This window comes from Brevibacillus sp. MCWH, assembly GCF_013096935.1.
Taxonomy (GTDB): domain Bacteria; phylum Bacillota; class Bacilli; order Brevibacillales; family Brevibacillaceae; genus Brevibacillus; species Brevibacillus aydinogluensis.
Genome location: NZ_SDLF01000005.1, coordinates 179,249 through 199,640 on the forward strand (window position 1 = coordinate 179,249; position 20,392 = coordinate 199,640).

Sequence of the window (20,392 nt, forward strand, 5' to 3'; positions counted from 1 at the left end):
ATCAATTATATATATCAAACTGATGTATTTTTGAGGCTAATTCTACACGTTGAACAATGATAGTATCAATATTTCATAAGAATTGCTCTCGGTATCCACTAGACTTATTAAATACTAGTGCCCATCCCTCTCGCCACTCATGCAAGTACTTTTCGAAATTACTTTCATATTGTTTTATTGTTTCTGTAAGAGTAAAAATTTCTTTTGGCTCAATGACAACCTCCCTTGAATTGTCATGAAGAGTGGCTTCGAAAAGAGTAAAGTAAAAAACCGGAGTGTTATCACCTGGATCGTGAGCAATACGCTCCATTCGAGCTTGAATTAACTCTCGAAACCGCATCTTCTGTTGCGCATCCATACGAGCCCCAAGTATGACCCCCACTAGTTGATTGGGCAAATAGTAGAATAATCTTTCCTGTTGGGTTAGCTCAACATTCTCTCCAAAAAGCCATGAATCGGGAGAGTCGAGAATTAGTCGAGACTCTTGTTCATAGCTCCAACAATTATGTTTCAACAGATACTGCTCAGACTGCTTTTTATCTAGCTCTAATTTCTCTTGCTCTTCAAGTTCCCTTCCAACAACATATGAGGGAAAATAGTAAAAGGCATTGTTGTGGGTTGTATCTGGGCTATATATTACCTCCTGAAATGGAAATCGATCGGGAAGCGAGAAACTCATTGATTGACCAATGCCTGCTGGAGTATTCCTTCTAATAGCATTTTTCTTTCTTCGCGGACACTGATAGAGACAACCATCAACGGCTTTAAAAATTAGACAGTGTCCTCGATGCATTGAGGCATAATGTGACCACATAAGAATATTATTGCAACTACGCGATAACGAGACAAAGTACTTATTCCTTGGCTTGTACAAGTTTAGAAAACGTTTAATCTGTGCATCGAGAAACATTGCAACTAGTGGTTTTGGTGGAAAAGAAAGCGATCTTAAAATTTCATTGTAATTAAGTCCAAGGGCAGTACCGTAGGTTATTGGTGATATACTGGCCAAGTACTCCGAGAGTTGTTCTTCCCATGCTAATTTGTTTGCAGCGTCAAATCCTTTCCATGCACACTCTAGTAGACGTCTCCATTTTTCCTTATCCGCTTCAAATGATAGGAAGACCTTTCCATCAAATGGATCATTACACTCTATAGCTGATGAGAAGTATATCTCATCGTACATGAATTCCTTAATGGCAAGTTCGCTATAAGGTCTAAAGCGATAATACAGCAACTCTTCCCCTCCTCGACTTACGAGATTGATCATATATTGGTAAGTATTCCTCAAAAATGTTTTTTGTTTAAATTACGTCAATTCTCTCTGAATTTTATCAATATCAAGATCTTTGTAGTTTGTTTAGACATTCATTACCTTCATTGTTCTTGTAAACAATCTTGTACTTCTCATCTAACAAATTAGGTATCTTTTGCATTTCATTAAAACTAAAGTTTTCTATAGCTTTTGCTAATGAATTCGCAAAGGGGTTATCTGCAACTGCTATTGTTGTTTTTTTAGCTACATTTTTTAGGGCTTTATTTTGCAAGATATCATAATCAAGCCCCTTATATAAAAAGACATCTTCAGAATAGCTAAAGATAATATAATTAATGGCTTTTAATTTTTCGTCTTTCGATAGTTTCCTGAACTGTTTAAAAAAATTACGATATCTTTTGTCTCCATTTTTAGTGAAACAAATAATTATACTTTTATCTTTCAAAGGAAACACACATAAATGGAGATCACTCAACTTATAATCTGGTGAAGCATTATATATGTTGTTTATTACGTTGCCTTCAAAATCTGCAACCAATGCAATGCTACTTTGAAACGCTAATGGCACAACGTAATCCAAAATTTCAAAATAGTTAATGAAATAGTAATCATTCCACTTTGATTGGCTAGCTTTTTTGGCATAACTAAACTCTTTAATATACTCATTTAAATCCAAACGATTAATAAATTGGAGAATGCTTAATTCAGAATCTATTTCTTTCTCCAAATTCTTGTACAATACAATTTCCAACTCTCTTTTGGCAATGTTTTTTAAGTAATTTTTCATTGCAATCTGCGATAACATTTTATCAGTTGGATTATTTGAGTAATTATTGGGATTTTCGTAATCACAAAATATTTGGCTGTCACACTCTCTGCAAATTAATTTAAAAGTTCCAGCTTCATTAAGTCCTTTTTCTCTCTCAAACAATGGTATATCAATGAGATTCCCTGAATAATACAAATATCCGTTTAATGAAATATTTTTTAAACAAAACTTAGGGATAGAATGCGAATTACAAAAACTGGAGCACTCTTTTCCACAACAAATACAATGAGTTCTTTTCGCTTCTAATTTACTTTTTTTTACAAAAGAATTAATCAGCATGTTATACGCAACCTTATTTGACTTATATCTCTCAATTTCAGTTTTTGAAAATCCTAAATGAAGCATATGAACATCTTTTTTCATCGTGTAAGACACCTCTAATACTCGATAAGGAATCATAAGATTACTGTCTAATCTTTTCGTTTTTCGGTATTGGGGTCGCTTTAATTCCTAATTCTCTAGAAGGAAAATAAATATTATTATAATTAAGTATCTGCAATATTTCGACCTATTGGTTTGATTTTCCTGCAAATTTATCACTCCAATAATACCATATATATACATATCTCATATATTCTCTCCACTATTTGATGTATTTTTGAATGATATTTGTCGCCTCGGGGGCAAAACCAGCCAAACACGAAAAGGATTGAGCTTCGCCCGAGGCAAAGTTCAATCCCCTCATAGCTTTTCAATCTAAATTGACAGACCGCCATCGACAGGTATGACAGCGCCATTGATATAGCTGGCCTCATCGCTCGCCAGGAATACATACACATTCGCGACATCCCTTGGTTGTCCCAGCCGTCGGAGAGCGATTTTCTCCTTCATGCCTTGAAGTACAGATTCCGGCATTTTGTCTGTCATCGGGGTCACGATAAAGCCGGGAGCCACAGCGTTCACGAGAATTCCCTTCCTGCCAAGCTCTTTTGCCCACGTTTGCGTCATGGCAATCACCGCTGCTTTCGATGCCGCATAATTCGTTTGTCCGAAATTCCCCATTCTCCCCACAATGCTGCTGGTATTGATGATTCTGCCGGAGCCTTCCCTGATCATATGGGGTACGACCGCTTGCGTGCAATGAAAGACACCGGTCTGGTTAATGGAAATCACGCGGTCCCACTGTTCCTGCGTCATCTTCACAAGCGTAGCGTCCATGGTGATTCCGGCATTATTGATCAAAACATCAATCTTGCCATATCGGTTGATTACTTCACTGACCATCCAATCCACTTGATCGCGTCTGGATACGTCAACAGTCAGTCCGAAGCCATTCACCTCGTTTGCCACTTTTTCCACCTGCTGCGGATCGCAATCAACGACAACAACATGTGCCCCTTCGTTTGCGAAACATACACTCGCATCTTTGCCTATTCCTCCTGCTCCTCCCGTAATGATGACAACTTTCCCTGCCAGTTTCATGCACGACACTCCTCATCACATTTTCGAATCCATTCCTTATGAGTTGCAATCAATTTGTCAAAATTATCCGAACATCATGTCCAATGCCAAAACGCCGAGTATGCCGTAAATCGCGACAAGGGTGTACATGAAACATACAGATTTGATGGTTTGTCCAATCGTCAAATTAAAATACTCCTTTGTCATCCAGAACGAGACATCGCTCGGCGGAGCCCAGGCAATGGAAGCACTTCCGATGGCAAGTACCATCAATTCAGGGCTCACACCTGTTTCTTGGACGATGGGCAGCATAATTCCTGCTGTCGTTAACACCGTTACGGTGGCCGATCCTACAGCCAACCGAATGATCAGCGCAATCAACCATGCCAGGATAAAGGGAGAAATATCCCATCCGTTTGTGACATCGGCAATGTATTGTGCCATGCCGCTGTCAAGGATTACTTGCTTGAAGGCGCCGCCGCCACCGAGGATAAAAATGATTCCTCCCATGGAGATCAGTGCACCTTCGGCAATTTTCATGATTTCAACCATCGTCTTTCTCTTTTTACGCAGCCCAAACACGTATACGGCGACAAGCAGGGAAACAAGCAGGGCGATATCCGCATTCCCGATAAAGGTCAGGGTTTGATTGATGATCGACTCTTTCGGAAATGCGAACTCTGCAATCACCCCGATCAAGATCAAGATAACGGGTAACAACGTCGTGAATACTGACGTTGCAAAGGATGGGACCTCAGCCATGTTAAATTCTTTCTTGGTGACCAAATGATTGGGGATGTTGATCTCCCAATTCCGATACAGCTTGGCAATCAACGGACCAAAAATCACCGTAGCGGGAATGGCCAGCAAAAATCCGTATCCCAACACAACACCCAAATTCGCCCCTAACGCAGCGGAGATTGCGGTTGGTCCCGGATGCGGCGGCAAGAAGACGTGGGTAATGGAGATTGCAGCCAGAAAGGGCATGCCCACCTTCATCAACTTCACTTTTGCTTCATTGGCGATTGTATACACGATGGGAATCAGCAAAATGTAACTGACTTCATAAAACAAGATTACCCCCAACACAAATGATGCGATACAAATCGCCCAATCCACCCGTTTTTCCCCGAAAATCTCAATCAAGGTAGAAGCAATTCGGTTCGCTCCGCCGCCTTCCGAGATGATTTTTCCAAAAACCGCTCCCAATCCAATAATAATCGCCAGATGCCCCAGCGTACCGCCAAGTCCCGCTTCAATGGATTTTACGATCGCTAACGGCTCCATTCCCAGGAAAAGTCCGACGAAGATTGCGGACAACATGAGCGATAAAAACGCATTGAACTTGCATACGATAACGAGCAGAAACAACAGGACAATCCCTAAAAACAATGCGACAAGCGGCATACCCGTACACTCCTTTCCATTTTCGAGGATTTCAACATCGGGGGCTTTCCCCGCTTTCCTATAGACGCGAACCAAAATAGACAATATTGTCTTCGAATTTCGGAGGTCTGCCCTTTTTCTCCGCTTCTTTCACCAACTGAACGACCAAATCGTTGTACGGCGTTTTAAGCCCTGCCTCCCTTCCTTTTTTGCTGACGAAGCCGTTGATGTAATCAATTTCTGTCGGTCTCTGTTTCTCCAAATCTTGCAGCATGCTGGCTTTTGTATTGCTGTGCGGTCCCCATACTTCCCGGTAAAAGCTCATTTTATTAGGGACGTCATCGTGATCCCGCAGCTCAAGGAATTCCATGTCTTTTCCCTGCATCGGCTCCAGGCGGATTCCGTGCGCATGTGCCACCTTGATCGTTTCATCGGCGATATGGGCCAAATGAAACATCGCTGCCTCATTCCTCAAAATGTCACCGAAACGGCATCCCAATGCCGCCGACATTCCGCTAAATGTGGCATTCATCAAGAGTTTTGCCCATTTGATTCCCTGAATGTTGGCTGAAATATGACAATGCCCAACGAGATCCAGCACCTTCTTTACTTCCTGGATGCGAGGCGTTATCGATCCGTCCAGTTCTCCAATGTCAAACGCATAGTTTTGCATCGTATGTACTTCCGTCGCCAGCTCTGAAATCCCAGGTCCCAACCATGTCGCCCCGAACCCGACCACGCCTCCGATCGTTCTTTCGCGCCCGATCACGGACGAAACATAATCTTCAGGCACACCATTTTGCAGCGTACACACGATGCTGTCCTCAGACAGATGGGGGAGCAGTTGTGCCAGCGTCGTCTTGTTATAAACCTGCTTGGTCAGCAGAAAAACCAAATCATACGTACCTGTCATTTCGCTCGGCACAATCGCTTTTACGGGTACACACAGATCCAAAAAGCCGGTAATTCTTGCCCCTGAATTGTTGAGTGCGTCCACATGCTCCTTGTTAATATCGATTAACTCTATCTCTCGCCCCCCTTTCGTAATCAGCGCTCCGATGATCGTCCCCAACGAACCCGCACCCATAATTGCCATTCTCATCTGTTCTCCTCCTCACTCGCTGATTCTCTTCATTGGTCTGGTGTGAAGTCTGGTCCGATGTGAAATCGCTTACAATTTTTCGTGTAAGATCGCTCTCATAACGTGCTCGCTGTTAGTGTTTTGCTGCACGTTTCGATTGCTTCAAGCCCAAAATCTCTCTCGCTTCATTGGGTGTTGCAACGTCTCTCCCCAGCATGTTTGATAATTGAACGATTCGTTCCACAAATTGCGCATTCGTCTTTGCCAGTTCACCCTTCCGGAAATAAACACTGTCCTCCATGCCCACGCGGACATGTCCCCCCAACAGAATGCTCATGGTATTGATCGTCAGTTGATCTTTGCTGGCCCCGATTGCTGACCACGTGGAACCAGGGGGAAGGCTTTCAACCAAAAACATCAGATTTCTCGGGGTAGCCCGCATTCCTCCCTGTATGCCCAGGACAAATTGAAAATGTGCGGGCAAATCAATCAGACCTTTTTCCGCCATCCTCAACGTATTCTCCAGCATGCCGACTTCAAATATTTCAATTTCCGGCTTGATCTGATGTTCTTTCATTTTTAACGCCAACCGCTCCAGAAACTGTGGAGTGTTATAAAAGACATGCGAGCCAAAATTCATCGTACCGGCATCAAAGGTCGCCATCTCCGGTTCCAATTCACAAACCTTCAGCCTGTCTTCATCGTTCATAAACAAACCGCCAGCCGTCGTTAAGTTGATAATGATATCGCACTTGTCCTGAATGCGAGCGACGACTTCCCTGTACGTATCCAAATCCAAGGTATTGTTTCCGTTTTCATCTTTCACATGAATATGTGCGATTGATGCGCCCGCTTGCCAAGCCTCATAAACGGAATCGGCGATTTCTTTCGGAGTAAGCGGCAGATAGGGCGTATGCTCACGAGTCGTCTGAGAACCTGTGGGAGCAACGGTGATAATCAATTTTTCCATCGCAATTCCTCCTCGCATCGTTTTTGAATGCTTGCTCGCCAAAAAGCCTCATCGAAACGTTTCGATAGAAAGCGTAAAAAAAGACGTGAAACCCCTGTGATTTTCAGGCTCACATGTTTGTGAACAAAGTGAAAACATGGATGTTTACTTCTCTTTTTCACTGTTTTCAGCAATCCTCATCGACGGACAGACACTACACTTCTGGCGAAACGTTTCGCTGCTTGTGATTCTGATTATAATGACCACTATGTATAAAATCAATATTTTTTGCCGAAAATTTTTATAATTTCTACTACAACCACAAAAAAACCATTTTCACTTTCACCAAGAAAGGAAAATGGTTAAGACTGAAGACACACAGATTGTTCGAAGGAGAATCACGTTTCCAGGCAGAGCGACTTGTGAGCCCTACCGAGCGGAGCAGCGATTTGCGGGAAAAAGGAGCGCCACCTTTGAATAGACGGCGTAGCAATGCGGCTTTGGCGATCCCCCGCAAATCGATGCGTAGCGTGCCGCCTGGCTTCCCTGCTGGGCGAGCACGGGCCCCGCCGAACGCGAGCGTTAGCTTGTGTTCGGTGGGTAAAGCACGGAGCGGATGACGGAAACGTGTTTTCCCCACTACGGCTACTTTGTCTACACACTGACCATTTTTCTTTCATAAAGATAAGGAAAATGGTTATTCAGCTCATTTTCTTTTTTGTGCGCCGCAGCTTTCACGGATGACCAGGGATGGCGTGAGGATAATTTGCCGCGCCACCATCTGTTCCTTTTCCTGTATCATCTGCAGCAGCAATTCCATCGATAGTTTCCCCATCTCATACGTGGAGTGATCGACGCTGGACAGGGGGACCAGGAAGTTTTCCGAAAAGGAGCTGTTATCATTGCCGATAACGGCAATATCCTCGGGTACGCGAATACCCGCTTCTCTCAGCCCCTTGATCACCCCGAACGCGACAATATCGCTCACCGCACAGATTGCCTCGGGCAATTCCTTCACCTGTTCGAGCATCTTCTTTACATTCCGGTACCCCGATTCCATGGAGTATTCCCCGTCATACAAAAGCATGGGGTCTACCTCTAATCCGTGTTGAGCCATACATGCGATAAATCCGTCTTTTCTCTCCCGTGCCGTGTTGATTTCCAAATTGCCGCCAAAATAGGCAATTCGTTTGTACCCCAGTGAAACCAGGTGATTTACGGCTAATTCAGAGCTGAGCGGATTGTTGATTCCGACGAAATTTTTATCATACCCGGGCGGCTTTCGGTTGATTAACACATACTTTAACCCTGTTTTTTCAATTTCGTTTAAATCCTTTGCTGTAGCAATATTCGCCAGAAGAATGCCGTCGACCTGTTTTTCGACCATCAGCTCCAAATATGCCTGAATGCGATTTCGGTCATTAGAGATATTGCATAAAATTACGTTGATGTTATGGTCAAACGCCACATCTTCAATGCCTTTGATCATCGGCGGGTAAAAGGGATTTAAGATATCTGTCACGATGAAGCCAATGGTATTCGTGGACTTCTTTTTCAGGCTCCGTGCTACTGCATTTGGCCGATAATTCAGTTCCTCAATCGCCTGCATCACCCGCTTCGTCAGTTCCGGACTCACATATGCAGATTGATTAATGACGGCCGAAACGGTCGAAAGTGACACTTTCGCTCTCTTGGAAATGTCCTTCATCGTAGCCATGTGAACCCTCCACGAAAACGTTTCGATACTGTTACTGTATACGAAATGTAGAACAATTGCAATTTTAATACGGTTAAAAAAATACAGTACATGTAATCAATCGGAAGCATTCGTTATGGATTAATGTCAGCATGACTTGCTTTTGAATCCTTTCCTTGGGTGCAGATCACCTATTCAAACCCAAAAAAGACAACCAGAAGACACTCACGGGGAAATCCCCCTTCACGTGCTTCGAGTTGTCGCGTAAGTGCGAATATTATATTGAAGATTTATGTAACGCATCCGGCTATGCTGGATTCGGAATGAGTCCAAGGCTGCGGACCCGCTGTCTGCGCATCCACTGCGTTGCGACCCATTTTTCCCCTCGAACAACGGGAACGCTGCTGTGCAAGGTCAAGTCGTTCAAGGCTTGGTCGCGGTAAAAATATTCAAAGTACACCGCAGAGCCGCGTTTTGGTTTCACCGATAACTGCAGTAACGGAAAGACTGTCTCTCCCCCTTCTTCCACATCGTTCAAATAGATGACCAGCGTGCTGATCCGATTATTCTTGGCCGAAGGAGTATTTGGACGGAAAAAGTCATGATGAGCCTTGTATTCTTGACCGGGAGCGTAGTGAAGCACTTGTAATCCTTCTGCGTGTTCGATCGGCACGTTCATCAATTCGGAAATTCGCCTTTCAATGCGCCGAATCAACGGGTTTTCCTCTTCTTCAAAAAACATCCCGCGGCTCGAGCGAATCTGGCTGACCACCTTGTTGACAAGTCTGGATTCTTTTAGACGGGAGGCGGCTGCCTCAATCAACTGCTGGCATTCGTCGTCACTCAGCACCGGTTCAAACCGCATGACCAACGGCACTTTGTTGAGGAGCTCTGCCGCTACGACGCAATCATTGAGGGAGTAGAACGATTGAATCGGCAAGATGGAAATCTCATCGCTCATATCTCTCACCACTGCTATTCTGAACAGATTGAGATAACGAACTTGCATCAATGATTATACATCAGCAAAGGTTTTTCTGATAATATCCCCTTTTCGTTGATTTTTTCGCATAACGCTGCAGGAACACGCGATTGTAAGCCTCTTTCCCGCATAAGTGGTAATTGCGTTGTGCAGACCGGCGCGGACTTTTGCAGCGGGATGGGCGGATTGCCGTTATCCGTTTTTCCAGATGTACCTCGGCCCCTCAGCTCCAATCACTCCGCTCGGTATAAACCCCGCTTTTTCAAGCACTCTTTGGGAGGCAATATTGTCCGGCTCTGTCTCGGCTTCTATGGATAACACGCCTGGCTGTTTCGATGCCCAGCGAACCGCTGCGGATACTGCTTCCGTCATCAACCCTTTTCCTTCGTATTCCGGATTTATTCCGTAGCCGATTTCAACCATTCCATTGTCGTTCAGTCCTTTGAACGACAAACTGCCAATAATTTTCCCGCTTCCATCGTTCAGCTGCAACACCCACAGCGCATGCCAAATGCGCTGCTCCGGATTCTCCAGGCAACCGGCAAGCATTTCTGAATAGGCGGCTTTCAGCGCTTCGTTTGATTCGTTTTGAATCACGTCACGCATTTCTTCATCAGAAAGCGGATAAATGTTCAGTCTCTCTGTTTGAATCATTAATATACTTCCCTTTCTATCGTTTCATTCAGGGTTATGATGTTTGGCAAGAAACTGTTTCGTTCAAGTATAACGTTACATATAGGATCGTCAGTCCAAATCTCATTACGAACCCAGATGCAGCTTTACTGCGTAGATGGCATCATCCCATTCCGCTGGTACAGTGCTATTTCTTTCCAAACTGTGAGAGCCTTGCACGGGCATCGGCAAAGTCCCCTAGACTCGAATAGCCGTATAGCGTCTCCAGTCTCAGTGCGTCGTCCAATGGGCGTCCGATCAGTTCAAGGATGGTCTCCTTGGCGGAACGAACGGCATTGCGGCTGTTGCGCCGTATCATGTGCGCCGTCTCCTCGGCGGTCTTCATCAGTTCTTCAGGCGGCACGACGCGGGTGACCAGTCTTAGCGCGAGCGCCTCCTGGGCCGAGACCTCCCGTCCTGTCAGGGTGAGATCAAGCGCCACGCCGATTCCGGCTACCGCCACCAGGCGGACAAGGCCGCCATCACCTTGGTGCAGGCCATAGCGCACCTCGAAGACGCCAAATTTGGCCTGTTCGGAAGCGATGCGGATATCACAGGCCAGGGCGATTTCCAGCCCGGCGCCGACGGCATAGCCGTTGATCGCAGCAATGATAGGCTTGTAGATACGGTGCTGCCCACGAGTCAGCCCACCGCCGAGGCCATGGGGGATATTCTTGCGGATATCCAACATGTTGGCCCCCTCCCACTTGGGGATAAAGGTCTTCAGATCGGCGCCGGCGCAAAAAGCCCGCCCACTGCCGGTGAGAATGGCCACATCCACGGCATCGTCGGCGGCGAAATCCCGCCACACTTCCGCCAGTTCTGCGTTGGTGGCCTCGTCAATGGCATTCATCGCCTCGGGGCGGTTGAGGGTGACATAGGCGATGCCATTGCTTTTTTCATAGAGAACATTGCTCATAAGGATGTACCTCCCGGCGTCCCCTGCAAGGGGACATCAACATTTTTTGTCCAGCTTCGCCTTGGCGATGGTCAGGCTGGCGTGGGCAACGGTCTTGCCGTTCATACTGCAATGTCCACGGAAGACGCGACCTCGGTGAAAAAGCACCGTGCATCCAGTAGTAATGTGATGATCTCCCCAGTAATGCTACAAGACAGAAGATTGACTATTCAGATAATGAAGTCCCTATAATTTTAAATCCCGCTGGTTTTGTCTGCAACACACACAACCATTTTAGAGATAAAAAAATAAAAACCCTTGATACACAAGGGTTTTCTGCTCTATTTCAGGGTCAGCAGCGCCACACTCTCCACATGCCCCGTATGCGGGAACATATCCACCGGCTGCACTTCCTTCAGCTCGTACAGCTCCGCCAGCACCTTCAAATCCCGGGCCAGCGTCGACGGGTTGCAGGAGACGTACACCACCCGCTGCGGTTTCATCAGCAAAATGGTTGTCAACAGCGCCTCGTCGCAGCCTTTTCGCGGCGGGTCGACGACGATCACGTCGGGGCGGATGCCCTGGTCTTTCCACGCAGGGATGACCACCTCGGCCGGGCCGGTTTCAAAGGTGACGTTGGCGATGCCGTTCAGTTCGGCATTGCGCTTGGCGTCGGCGATCGCTTCCGGCACGATCTCAACGCCGTAGACGTGACGGGATTTTTGCGCCAGAAAGAGCGAAATTGTCCCGATGCCGCAATAGGCGTCGATCACCGTTTCTGTCCCGGTGGCGCCGACGTACTCCAGTGTTTTGTTGTACAGCACTTCCGTCTGCACCGGATTCACCTGGTAGAACGAGCGGGCAGAGATGGCAAATTTGATCGGGCCAATGTAGTCGTAGATCACGTCGCTGCCCCAAAGCGTAATCGACGTTTTGCCGAAAATGACATTGGTCTTGTCCGGGTTGATGTTTTGCACGATGCTGGTCACACCCGGCACCTGGGCGCGGATGGACTCGATCAGCATCTCTCGCTGCGGGATGAATTCCTCTGTCGTCACCAGCACCACCATCACTTCGCCTGTACGCGCCCCCACCTTGGCCACCACATGGCGCAGGAGGCCGGTATGGCGCACTTCATCATACGGCTGGATGCCCAGCCGGGCGGCGATCCGCTTGACGGCGGCGACCGCTTCGTCGTTGGCCGGGTGCTGGATCAGGCATTCGTTCATGTCGACAATCTCGTGGGAGCGCTCGGCGTAAAAGCCGCCCACCAGCGCCCCATTCTGCTCGCCGATCGGCACCTGGGCTTTGTTGCGGTAGCGCCACGGATCACTCATCCCGATCGTCGGATGGACGACGACCGCTCCTTCCCCGTCCACGGGAAAGCCGCCAATCCGGCGCAGATTGTCTTTGACGATCTGCTGCTTGTGCCGGATCTGCTCCTCATAGGCGAGGTGCTGCAGCGAACAGCCGCCGCAACGGTCATACACCGGACAGGGCGGCTGGGCGCGGTGCGGACTGGCTTCGACCACGTCCAGCAGCGAGGCAAAGCCGTAGCTTTTTTTCACGTGCTCCACCCGTGCGCGCACCCGCTCTCCGGCCAGCGCTCCCTGCACGAACAGGGTGTAGCCGTCCACCCGACCGACGCCTGCTCCTTCGTGATTGAGTCCGGTTATCTCCACTTCTACGGTTTGTCCGAGGCGGACCGGCAGGTCAAGCTCCGGCTTGACCGCCGTTCCGCGTCGCTTCTTTGCTGTCTTGGCCACTACTGTTGCTCCTTTTCACTTTCATACTGAAAAACAGAAGGGGTTCCCCGCCGCCTTTGACCGCGTCATGGCGAGGGGCCTGACCTCACTGGCTCACGGTACAAACAATTCGAGATGCCCTGGCAGCGCTTCGCATACGCACGGAAGCTCGCCGCCCAATTCCCCGTCCAGATTGAGCTGAACCGTCTCGCCTGACGGGGATGTCGCCTTGATGTAGTCGGTTTGAAAATACAGCAGGTTGGGGTCTTTTACATGCTCCCCTCGTATAGCCTGTGCCGCCAGGCGGATAAAATCGCCCAGGCCAACTTTTTTGACGACGATCAAATCCAGCTTGCCGTCGGAGATGTCGGCGTTGGGGGCAAGCCGGTCGAAACCGCCGACCGAATGGCTGTTGGTGATCAGGAAAATCATGATTTCTTCGTCGACCAGCACTTTGTCCCGCGTCTCCAGTTTGACGCGGATGGGATGAAGCGACGGCAGCTTTTCCAGTCCCTTGACATAGTAAGCCAATTGGCCCAGAAGGGTTTTCAGCTTGCTGGGCACTTCGTAGGTCAGGTTGGTCAGCGACCCGCCGCCGGCGATGTTGATAAAATACCGGTTGTTGATGCGGCCGACGTCCACCCGCTTCCGCTTTCCTGCTGCGATGATCTTGCAGGAACGAGTAATTGATTTGGGAATGCCGAGAGCACGCGCAAAATCGTTGCTCGTTCCGCAGGGGATGATGCCGAGAGCGGGCCGTGCGGGCTTTCCGGCCATGCCGTTCACCACCTCGTAGATGGTGCCGTCTCCGCCGGCGGCGATGATCACGTCAAAGCCGCGCTTGACCGCCCGTTCCGCTTCTTCGGTGGCGTCGTCTTCCCCTTTTGTCGCGTAGCACGACGTCTCGTAGCCGGCAGACTCCAGCAGTTCCAGAATGTCCGGCAGCCGCCGGCGCACGATTTCCCGGCCGGAGCTGGGGTTGTAAATCAATCTGGCACGTTTCAACGCATGTCCCTTCTTCCTGTACTCGCTCATGGCTTCTCTCTTTTCATCATATCCTGTATAGCCATTTTTGGGAATCGCTATGCTGTACCCGACATGTTATCATAAGAGGATAGGAAAAGATTACAATCGGAGGAGATAGGAGGAGCTTGTGTGAAACCCATCATCGTAGGCGTTGACGTAGGAGGAACAGCAATCAAAATGGCCCTGCTCGACACGGAGGGCAACATCCTTGCCAAAACCCAGGAGCCGACACCCGTGGCGGACGGCGAAGACAGCGTCCTGCAAAAAGTGGTGGACATGGCAACGAGCATGTTGCACCAGCATGGCTTTTCCAAGGAACAGGTGGCCGGCATCGGCGTAGGGATTCCCGGTCCGGTCGACGCGGCCAACGGCATCGTCTATCAAGCGGTAAACCTGCACTGGAAGCGCCCCGTACCGCTGCGCGACAAACTGCAAGCGCTCACCGGCCTGCCGGTGGCTGTCGACAACGACGCCAACACTGCCGCGCTTGGCGAGATGTGGCGGGGGTCCGGACAGGGTGCCAAAGATATGGTTCTGATCACACTGGGCACTGGCGTTGGCGGCGGCGTGATCCTGCACGGCAAGGTGGTCAACGGCATCCACGGCGTAGGCGGTGAAATCGGCCACATCACGATGGTGCCCGAGGGAGGGCCGGCCTGCAACTGCGGCAAGACCGGCTGCCTGGAGACGTACGCCTCCGCCACTGCGATCATCCGTGAAGGCCTAAAAGCCGCGCAAGAGGGGACAAGCCCGCTCCTGGCAGAAACACTCGCCCGCCAAGGCGACATCAAGGCCAAGGACGTCTTGGATGCGGCCAAGGCGGGAGATGCTGCCGCCCTGGCGATCACCGACCAAGTCGCCTTCTATCTGGGTCTGGCCCTCTCCCATCTGGCGGCTACACTCAACCCGGCCAAGTTCATTATCGGGGGCGGCGTCGCGGCAGCCGGCGAGTTTCTCTTTTCCCGGGTGCGCGAGTCGTTCCGCCGGTTTGTTCCGTTCTCTCACGTAGCGGAGTCGACCGAAATCCTGCCCGCAACGTTGGGCAACGATGCCGGTGTAATCGGCGCCGGTTGGCTGATTCGCGACTCCCTGGTGATAAGCGACTCCGTGGTTAAGTAGGCAGCATGCCGTATCCCCTCTCACCGCAACTGCTGCTGAACGGCGAAGACAAAAAAGGTGCGCCGGGCCAAGCGAACTGCCGACATTGAACGGCATCCGCCGCCCGGCGTCAATATCTCACGAACTATCTCACGACCGCTCCTTCCCGGCGGAACAGACGGGCAGTCGCGGCGATGATGGCGGTCACGTAGAGCAGCGACGTCCCCAATCCGACCAAGGTGTGCAAGGGATCGACCTCACCGTAAAACGCCTCCTTGCACAAGGCCACCCCGTTGAAGACCGGCAAGACGTAGTACAGCGCAGGAATGTCTACAGGGTGGATGGGCATCAACATGTAGGACGGAATCATCGCCAGGATGACGACGCCGGTCATGTAGGTCTGCCCCTCCTTAAACGATTTGGCGACGGTGCTGAGCGTCAGCTCCAGCCCAGCGAACAAGGCGGCCAGCAGCACAATGGTCGCCGCCAGCACTGCAAGTGAGGCCGGGGACAAAAAGCCGAAAGAAAGGTCGGTCCCGTCCACCTTCAGAGGTCCCCACCGAAACACAAACGAGAGGGACAGCAGCGAGGCGGTGGCGCTGATGCAGCTCATCACCATGACCGCCAGCAGCTTGGCCGTCAGGATCTGGTTGGCAGCAATCGGAGTGGTCAACAGCGATTCCAGCGTGCCCCGCTCTTTTTCGCCGGCGACCAGATCGGTGGCGGCCGCCACCCCGCCGGAAGCGAGCGACAGCACCACCATCAGGGGAATGATCCCGGCCAGAATGCCGCCGGTCTGCCGTTCGTCGGACGCAGCGTTTTCGTACGTCGTTTCAATTGGCTCGATCGCTTCCACAGACAAACCCGCCTGCCTGAGCCGCATGCTGACGATGTCGGAGCTGTACTGCTGCACTGCGCTGTCGATCACGCTTTTTGCGTACACCGACTTTTGGTTGGTGTTGTCGTAGGCGACATGCAGCTGGACTCTCCCCCCGCTCCGCAGTACCTGGTCGAAATGATCAGGGATGGTCACAATTGCCCGCAGTTCTCCCGCCTTCAGCGCCTCCATCGGTCTGTCCGGCGACAGGATGCGGACGCCTGGCTGAGAGCGGAGATGATCCACCAGTTTCGACGTGCCTTCAACGGCGATCGGTACGTAGGAGCGCGCTTCCTTTTCCACGTTGCTGTACGACATGCTGAGCAAAAAGAACACAAACGGTATCACGACAAGCGGTATGAGAAACGTGCCGATCAAGGTCTTGCGGTCACGCAGCAGATCGAGCATCTCCTTGGCGAATATGGTCCACACGACATTTCTGTCCATCAATGTCTGCCCTCCTCGACCATCGCCATGAAGATATCGTCCAAGTCATTCATGCCGCAGCGCTCTCGAAGCGCTGCCACCGTACCCGCATAGCGGATGCTTCCCTTGTGAATGATCGCGATGCGGCTGCACAGCTTTTCAATTTCCCCCATATTGTGGCTGGAGAACAGGATAGTCTTTCCCTCTTCCCGGAGCATCGTCACCATGCGCCGAAACATGTTGGCCGCCGTCACATCCAGTCCGGTCGTCGGTTCGTCCAGCAGTATCACGTCAGGATCGTGCACCAGTGTGCGGGCGATCGCTACTTTTTGCTTCATCCCCCGGGAAAACCCGCCGACCCGCCGATCGATAAACGCCTCCATTTGAAGCATCCGGCTCAACTGATCGATGCGTTGGTCCAGGCGCGGCCCCGTCAGACCGTACAGCCTGCCGAAATAGGCGATGTTTTCCCGCGCCGTCAGCCGGTTGTACAGGCCCACGTCACCCCCGAACAGAATGCCGATACGCCGGCGAACTTCCACCGGCTGGGTGCGGACAGAATATCCCCCGATTCGAATATCTCCCTCGGTTGGCTGCAGGATGGTCGCCATCATGCGCATCGTCGTCGTTTTGCCTGCGCCGTTTTCACCGAGCAGCCCGTACACTTCGCCGGAGGAGACGGAAAACGTCACGTTCCGCACTGCCGCGACGTTGCCAAATCGTTTGCTGACCTGATCTACTTCGATCACTGACTGCTCTCCTTTCTGATCCACTAGCAACACCACGAGAATATTTGGCTTATCATCCATTATATATGAAATCAACTGGCCGATGTCCCCTGAGAGTACGGTATACGGACAAATAAAAGAAAACCCTTGCAAGTTACGCAAGGGATAATCCAACGTGTTTTCGTTTGAAATTTTCCAGCGAAAATCCGGCAAACAGCGACAGAAACTTGTCGGTGTCGTTGATGTAGTGGCGGTTTCCCCGCTCATCCGGGTGTTTTTCCAAAAAGAGCACGGCCACCAGCCGGTTGACCGGAATGCCCTCCGCATCCTGATCGTAGATGCCCCGCTCGGCCAGCACCTTTTCAAAGTAGCGAACGTAGGTGACGGTGACCGTTCTCTGCTGTCCGTTCACCTCACAGGTCGCGATGGATCGTTCAAATGTATCGGCAGGCGACCCACCTTTGCTCGGCGGCACGCTTTCTCCCGTGACGGACACGATGTTCATTTCCATGCCCTCCTCCTCCACACATTGTCCCTTTTCATTATAGGGGAGCGGGCACAATCTTACAATTCAAACAAGGACTTCCTGCCTTGACGGCAAACGCTTGTATCAACACAACAGCAGCCGGTCAGTCAGAGATGCTTCTCAGGATTGAAAACGCTCCTCGTTACTTTTTGTTTGCTTTTTTATTATCCAGCCTTGATTTTATGTTAAGAATCAACACAAACAGAAATAGAATTCCGCCGACTGTTCCTGTAATCAGTTGATTGTCAGTCGAAAAATTAACGATCGTCACGATTAACAGGCATATGGCGCCTACCAGGGATAAATTGTCTTTCATTACAAATATCCTCCTTTTCTGTATAATATTATACGAAAAACTCTTGAAAAAATTCTATTTTTATTGATATGTTTAAGTTACGCAGAGTAATAATTTTTAGTAAGGGAGAGAAGGCTTTTGCAGGTTAAAAAGTTTCTGTTGTGTTTCTTGTCATTTTGTCTCTTTGTTACTGTAGTTCCTAACGTTGCCAATGCGGATGAGAATGAAAACCTGCCAGCAGAACAGTTAATTGATAATGAAGTCTTTGATCAAACCACTGTTATTCTTCAAGCGATTGAAGATATTCCACAAAGTGTTTTGGATCAAGGCCCTCAAGCAACTGCGATATGGTTCCAGGAAACAACCGGACTATACGTTACTGTAGACAGTGAAGATAATTTACACTTTAGCGAGGTAAAACCAAATCTTAAAGTTTCCAGAAGCGTTGCAGGATGTATTGCTGCAGTGGGAATAGCTTTGGTAACCAATGCATTTTCATTCACTAAAATAACAAAAATTAAATCAGCTATCAAAGCTCTTGGGGGAACTACAAAAGCAGTAAAGACGATAAAAAAATATTATGATGAATTCCGGTACAATGGTTTTTCCAGAAAGAAATCAATTTCAAAAGCTTTGGACAAAGCTTCTGAAGGATTATCTAAATCTGTGAAGGATGCATTATTAGATTTCTTTAATCTCACGAATGTAGTTGCTAACTGTTTTTAGCATCAAATAATAGGTTCATCTGTAAATGAACGAGAAGGTCCATGCATGCCCTTGATTTATGATTTGTTTACCCGTCGCTCGATTTGATTAAAAAGCACCCAATTAACGGGTGTTATTTTTTTGGGTGAATACTGTTGGATTCCAAAGCGTTGCACACCGACAGGGTCCCGATGATATACATAATGGTTTTCACCTTTATCCTACGATTAACTACTTCTGCCCAGGTGCAAAATGCCCATCGGTCGCTGACAAAATACCAGGAGCGGATCTCTGTTCCCGCGCAACAAACAGGGACACGCTCCTCAATGAGAAAGCGTGTCCCTGTTTTGTCCGTCTGTATCTTACGCGTTTTGCAGCACTTCCCGCAAGAGCTTGTTGACCATCGGCGGGTTTGCTTTGCCGCGGGTCTGCTTCATTACCTGACCGACGAAAAAGGCGACGGCCTTCTCGTTGCCGGCCTTGTAGTCGGCGACAGCCTGCGGGTTGGCGTTGACCACGTCCTGGACGATCTGGCGCAGGGCGCCTTCGTCGCTGATCTGCACCAGCCCTTTTTCCTCGACGATCTGTTTCGGCTCCTTGCCGGTCTCCACCATCTCCTTGAAGACGGTCTTGGCGATCTTGGAGGAAATCGTGCCGTTTTCGATCAGCTTGATCATCTCGCCCAGTCCGTGCGGCGTAATTTTCACGTCGGCCAACGTCAAGTTGTTGGCGTTCAAATAGCCCAGCAGTTCCACCATCAGCCAGTTGGCGGCCGCTTTGGGATCAGCGCCCGTCTTGACGGTTTCGTCAAAGAAGTCGGCCGTTTCCTTGGACATGGTGATGACGGCGGCGTCGCTTTGCGGAAGGCCGTATTCGTTCACGTAGCGAGCCTGGCGAGCGTCAGGCAGCTCCGGAATGGAAGCCCGCACGGCTTCAATCCACTCTTCGGAAATCTGCATCCGCACCAGGTCCGGGTCCGGGAAGTAGCGGTAGTCGTGCGCCTCTTCCTTGGACCGCATGGAGAGGGTCTTCCGGTTGGTTTCGTCCCAGCGGCGGGTTTCCTGCACGACCGTGCCGCCGGAGAGAACGACCTGCTTCTGCCGCTCCACTTCGTACTCCAGTGCCGCCTGCACGTTGCGGAACGAGTTCATGTTTTTCAATTCCGTCTTGGTGCCGAATTCCTTTTGGCCCACCGGACGGATGGAGACGTTGGCGTCACAGCGCAGCGAGCCCTGCTCCATGCGCACGTCCGACACGCCGGTGTACTGCAGGATGGCCTTCAGCTTTTCCAGATACGCCTTTGCCTCTTCAGGCGAGCGGATGTCCGGTTCGGAGACAATCTCCACCAGCGGCACGCCGACGCGGTTAAAGTCGACCAGCGTATCGCCGAAGTCGCTGTGCGTCAGTTTGCCCGCGTCCTCTTCCAGATGCAGGCGGGTGATGCCGATCCGCTTTTTCTCCCCGTTGACTTCGATCTCGATCCAGCCGTTTTTGCCGATCGGCTGGTCAAATTGGGAGATCTGATACGCCTTGGGCAGGTCCGGGTAGAAGTAGTTTTTCCGGTCAAACTTGGTTTCGCGGGAAATTTCGCAGTTGAGCGCAAGCGCTGCCTTCATCGCGAACTCCACGGCCTGCTTGTTGGTGACGGGCAGGACGCCGGGATGCCCCAGGCAGATCGGGCAGGTATGGGTATTCGGCGGCGCACCGAACTCTGTCGGGCAGCCGCAGAAGATTTTGCTGTTGGTGGAAAGCTCGGCGTGTACTTCCAGGCCGATGACGGTTTCAAACTGGCTCATCTC

Annotated in this window: 18 protein-coding genes; 2 read left to right on the forward strand and 16 right to left on the reverse strand. The window is 49.9% G+C overall.

Going from position 1 to position 20,392, the window contains the following annotated elements; all coding sequences use genetic code 11:
* Positions 1 to 73 precede the first annotated feature (73 nt).
* The 12 genes from ETC00_RS06755 to ETC00_RS06810 all read right to left on the reverse strand — a co-directional run bounded on the left by ETC00_RS06755 (position 74) and on the right by ETC00_RS06810 (position 13,917).
* On the reverse strand, positions 74 to 1,234 hold the full coding sequence (locus ETC00_RS06755; RefSeq protein ID WP_171565224.1) for a DUF2971 domain-containing protein: 1,161 nt from the start codon (positions 1,232 to 1,234) through the stop codon (positions 74 to 76).
* A 103-nt stretch (positions 1,235 to 1,337) separates the two neighbouring features.
* Positions 1,338 to 2,465 carry a hypothetical protein gene (locus tag ETC00_RS06760; protein ID WP_171565225.1) on the reverse strand — a complete coding sequence of 376 codons (1,128 nt, stop codon included), beginning with the start codon at positions 2,463 to 2,465 and terminating at the stop codon, positions 1,338 to 1,340.
* Between the two features lie 333 nt (positions 2,466 to 2,798).
* Complete coding sequence (gene fabG, locus ETC00_RS06765; RefSeq protein WP_171565226.1) at positions 2,799 to 3,524, reverse strand: 3-oxoacyl-ACP reductase FabG; 726 nt, start codon at positions 3,522 to 3,524, stop codon at positions 2,799 to 2,801.
* A gap of 63 nt (positions 3,525 to 3,587) precedes the next feature.
* Positions 3,588 to 4,910 (reverse strand): gluconate:H+ symporter, encoded by a 1,323-nt coding sequence (locus tag ETC00_RS06770; protein WP_171565227.1) that lies wholly within the window; start codon positions 4,908 to 4,910, stop codon positions 3,588 to 3,590.
* Positions 4,911 to 4,968: 58 nt separating this feature from the next.
* Complete coding sequence (locus ETC00_RS06775) at positions 4,969 to 5,991, reverse strand: ketopantoate reductase family protein (RefSeq protein WP_171565228.1); 1,023 nt, start codon at positions 5,989 to 5,991, stop codon at positions 4,969 to 4,971.
* A gap of 112 nt (positions 5,992 to 6,103) precedes the next feature.
* The gene (locus ETC00_RS06780; RefSeq protein WP_171565229.1) at positions 6,104 to 6,940 is read right to left on the reverse strand and encodes a beta-keto acid cleavage family enzyme; all 837 of its coding nucleotides are present in this window, start codon (positions 6,938 to 6,940) and stop codon (positions 6,104 to 6,106) included.
* 685 nt (positions 6,941 to 7,625) lie between these two features.
* Positions 7,626 to 8,636, reverse strand: coding sequence for a LacI family DNA-binding transcriptional regulator (locus ETC00_RS06785; protein WP_171565230.1), 1,011 nt, complete (start codon positions 8,634 to 8,636; stop codon positions 7,626 to 7,628).
* 286 nt (positions 8,637 to 8,922) lie between these two features.
* Positions 8,923 to 9,576 (reverse strand): 2OG-Fe(II) oxygenase, encoded by a 654-nt coding sequence (locus ETC00_RS06790; RefSeq protein WP_171565292.1) that lies wholly within the window; start codon positions 9,574 to 9,576, stop codon positions 8,923 to 8,925.
* A gap of 213 nt (positions 9,577 to 9,789) precedes the next feature.
* On the reverse strand, positions 9,790 to 10,251 hold the full coding sequence (locus tag ETC00_RS06795; RefSeq protein WP_171565231.1) for a GNAT family N-acetyltransferase: 462 nt from the start codon (positions 10,249 to 10,251) through the stop codon (positions 9,790 to 9,792).
* Between the two features lie 166 nt (positions 10,252 to 10,417).
* Positions 10,418 to 11,188, reverse strand: a complete 771-nt coding sequence (locus ETC00_RS06800; RefSeq protein ID WP_171565232.1) for an enoyl-CoA hydratase/isomerase family protein — start codon at positions 11,186 to 11,188, stop codon at positions 10,418 to 10,420.
* A 320-nt stretch (positions 11,189 to 11,508) separates the two neighbouring features.
* On the reverse strand, positions 11,509 to 12,933 hold the full coding sequence (gene rlmD / locus ETC00_RS06805; protein WP_171565233.1) for a 23S rRNA (uracil(1939)-C(5))-methyltransferase RlmD: 1,425 nt from the start codon (positions 12,931 to 12,933) through the stop codon (positions 11,509 to 11,511).
* 93 nt (positions 12,934 to 13,026) lie between these two features.
* Positions 13,027 to 13,917, reverse strand: a complete 891-nt coding sequence (locus ETC00_RS06810; RefSeq protein ID WP_230077729.1) for a diacylglycerol kinase — start codon at positions 13,915 to 13,917, stop codon at positions 13,027 to 13,029.
* Positions 13,918 to 14,067: 150 nt separating this feature from the next.
* On the opposite strand from ETC00_RS06810, the gene ETC00_RS06815 reads away from it, so the two are divergent.
* Positions 14,068 to 15,057 (forward strand): ROK family glucokinase, encoded by a 990-nt coding sequence (locus ETC00_RS06815; protein ID WP_171565235.1) that lies wholly within the window; start codon positions 14,068 to 14,070, stop codon positions 15,055 to 15,057.
* Between the two features lie 124 nt (positions 15,058 to 15,181).
* Here the strand turns inward: ETC00_RS06815 and ETC00_RS06820 are convergent, their stop codons facing one another.
* The 3 genes from ETC00_RS06820 to ETC00_RS06830 form a co-directional block, all read right to left on the reverse strand.
* Complete coding sequence (locus ETC00_RS06820) at positions 15,182 to 16,360, reverse strand: ABC transporter permease (RefSeq protein ID WP_171565236.1); 1,179 nt, start codon at positions 16,358 to 16,360, stop codon at positions 15,182 to 15,184.
* Complete coding sequence (locus tag ETC00_RS06825; RefSeq protein ID WP_230077726.1) at positions 16,360 to 17,088, reverse strand: ABC transporter ATP-binding protein; 729 nt, start codon at positions 17,086 to 17,088, stop codon at positions 16,360 to 16,362. The genes ETC00_RS06820 and ETC00_RS06825 overlap by 1 nt, the downstream gene beginning before the upstream one ends.
* 133 nt (positions 17,089 to 17,221) lie before the next feature.
* Positions 17,222 to 17,572 carry a hypothetical protein gene (locus tag ETC00_RS06830; protein ID WP_171565237.1) on the reverse strand — a complete coding sequence of 117 codons (351 nt, stop codon included), beginning with the start codon at positions 17,570 to 17,572 and terminating at the stop codon, positions 17,222 to 17,224.
* Positions 17,573 to 18,026: 454 nt separating this feature from the next.
* On the opposite strand from ETC00_RS06830, the gene ETC00_RS06835 reads away from it, so the two are divergent.
* Entirely contained in the window at positions 18,027 to 18,614 is a 588-nt protein-coding gene (locus ETC00_RS06835; protein ID WP_230077725.1) for a hypothetical protein, read from the forward strand.
* Positions 18,615 to 18,955: 341 nt separating this feature from the next.
* Here the strand turns inward: ETC00_RS06835 and gatB are convergent, their stop codons facing one another.
* Positions 18,956 to 20,389 carry an Asp-tRNA(Asn)/Glu-tRNA(Gln) amidotransferase subunit GatB gene (gene gatB, locus ETC00_RS06840; protein ID WP_171565238.1) on the reverse strand — a complete coding sequence of 478 codons (1,434 nt, stop codon included), beginning with the start codon at positions 20,387 to 20,389 and terminating at the stop codon, positions 18,956 to 18,958.
* Between the last annotated feature and the right edge of the window lie 3 nt (positions 20,390 to 20,392).

Bases quoted from the DNA above. Each gene is read 5' to 3' on its own strand.
- ETC00_RS06760 (WP_171565225.1), bottom strand. From the start codon at position 2,465: ATGAAAAAAGATGTTCATATGCTTCATTTAGGATTTTCAAAAACTGAA.
- fabG (WP_171565226.1), bottom strand. From the start codon at position 3,524: ATGAAACTGGCAGGGAAAGTTGTCATCATTACGGGAGGAGCAGGAGGA.
- ETC00_RS06770 (WP_171565227.1), bottom strand. From the start codon at position 4,910: ATGCCGCTTGTCGCATTGTTTTTAGGGATTGTCCTGTTGTTTCTGCTC.
- ETC00_RS06775 (WP_171565228.1), bottom strand. From the start codon at position 5,991: ATGAGAATGGCAATTATGGGTGCGGGTTCGTTGGGGACGATCATCGGA.
- ETC00_RS06780 (WP_171565229.1), bottom strand. From the start codon at position 6,940: ATGGAAAAATTGATTATCACCGTTGCTCCCACAGGTTCTCAGACGACT.
- ETC00_RS06785 (WP_171565230.1), bottom strand. From the start codon at position 8,636: ATGGCTACGATGAAGGACATTTCCAAGAGAGCGAAAGTGTCACTTTCG.
- ETC00_RS06790 (WP_171565292.1), bottom strand. From the start codon at position 9,576: ATGAGCGATGAGATTTCCATCTTGCCGATTCAATCGTTCTACTCCCTC.
- ETC00_RS06795 (WP_171565231.1), bottom strand. From the start codon at position 10,251: ATGATTCAAACAGAGAGACTGAACATTTATCCGCTTTCTGATGAAGAA.
- ETC00_RS06800 (WP_171565232.1), bottom strand. From the start codon at position 11,188: ATGAGCAATGTTCTCTATGAAAAAAGCAATGGCATCGCCTATGTCACC.
- ETC00_RS06820 (WP_171565236.1), bottom strand. From the start codon at position 16,360: ATGGACAGAAATGTCGTGTGGACCATATTCGCCAAGGAGATGCTCGAT.
- ETC00_RS06830 (WP_171565237.1), bottom strand. From the start codon at position 17,572: ATGAACATCGTGTCCGTCACGGGAGAAAGCGTGCCGCCGAGCAAAGGT.
- gatB (WP_171565238.1), bottom strand. From the start codon at position 20,389: ATGAGCCAGTTTGAAACCGTCATCGGCCTGGAAGTACACGCCGAGCTT.